At 61.8% G+C, this 1,464-nt stretch carries 1 protein-coding gene and 1 pseudogene; both read left to right on the forward strand.

From position 1 onward, the window contains the following. Positions 1-269 (forward strand): annotated as a pseudogene (locus tag EN925_RS35525) (sugar ABC transporter ATP-binding protein); the annotation flags it as partial. 39 nt (positions 270-308) lie between these two features. Beyond that, complete coding sequence (locus tag EN925_RS35530; protein WP_027162389.1) at positions 309-1,349, forward strand: sugar ABC transporter substrate-binding protein; 1,041 nt, start codon at positions 309-311, stop codon at positions 1,347-1,349. The last annotated feature ends 115 nt before the right edge of the window (positions 1,350-1,464 follow it).

The raw sequence follows: 1,464 nt of genomic DNA on the forward strand, positions 1-1,464 counted from the left end.
AGCTGGTGCTGCTCGACGAACCGTTCGCCGCCCTCGGTGTCGAACAGACGCGGCGCGGTCTCGACATGATCCGCCAGGTGGCCAATCAGGGCATCGGCGTCGTCATCATCACCCATATCATGCAGCAGGCTTTTCAGGTCGCCGACCGGATCGTGGTGATCCGCCAGGGCGTCGTGGCCGGCGATGTCGCACGCAATAAAACAAGTCCCGACGCGGTGATCAACATGATCACCGGTGAGACGCTTGCCGGTGCCGGACCGACAGGCTGAGGGACAAAAGAGGGGTCCGGCTTAAGAGGAGCGAACGACATGAAGCGAATACTTCTTGCTGTCTTCGGTATCCTTGCACTGGCCTTTGCCACGCTCACGCCGGCATTCGCCCAGTCCAAGGGTATCGTCTACTATATGGTGCCGACCCTGCTGGACGAGTTCCAGACCGGCTCGGTGAGCGCGCTGGAACTGTTCCTGAAGCAGACCGGCTACGAGATGAAGACGCTGAACGCCGACAACAAGACCGACGCCCAGCAATCGCAGATGAACGACGTCATCGCGCTGAAGCCGGCGGCCATCATCCTGGCTGCAGTCGACTTCAATGCGCTGAAACCGTCCATCGAAGCCGCGCGCGCCGCCGGCATCCCGGTGGTCGAGTTCGACCGCCAGATCACCTCGACCCCGTCCGACTTCACCTCTGTCGCCGGAACGGTCGAGATCGGCTACGTCGCCGCGGATCAGGCCGAGAAGCTGCTGAAAGCCAAGAACGGCTCGGTGAAGGGCAAGGTTCTGCAGGTGCTCGGCGACCCCGGCGATCCCTACACGCTCGACATCCAGAAGGGTTTTGAGGAGAAGATGAAGGCATTTCCGGACGTCAAGATCATCTCGCTTCCGGCCATGCAATGGGAAGCCAGCAATGCCGGCACAATCGTTGCCGACCAGATGCTGGCCAACCCCGACATCGACCTGATCTTCAGCCATGCCGCGCACCTATCGGTCGCCGCCGTCGCCTCGCTCGAGGCGGCCGGCAAGAAGCCGGGCGACGTCATGCTGATGAGCTCGAACGGCGCTCCGGTCGGCCTCGACCTGATCCGCAAGGGCTGGCTCAACGCCGAAATCGAGCAGCCGCTTTACGCGCAGGCCGCGGCTGTCGCCATGTTCATGGACAAGATCGTCAAGAAGCAGGAAATCAAGCCCGGCGAATACGACGTGCTCGGCCTGAAATCGACCGTGACCAAGGAATCCTGGGGTCCGAACATCAAGATCCCCGGTGCCGCGATCACCAAGGAAAACGTCGATAATCCGGCCTTCTGGGGCAACCAGAAGCCGCCGACGGACACCGTCAAGTCGGTCGAATAGTCATCTGAAGCGCTCCGGGCCGTAGCGGCCCGGAGCCTGCCTTTTCACAACGCCGCGTCCGAAAGGATGCCGTGGCGAATTTGAATCCGCGCCTGAACCCGACGGAATCGAGTTG

The organism is Mesorhizobium sp. M7A.F.Ca.US.006.04.2.1 (assembly GCF_004022915.1).
GTDB lineage: Bacteria > Pseudomonadota > Alphaproteobacteria > Rhizobiales > Rhizobiaceae > Mesorhizobium > Mesorhizobium ciceri.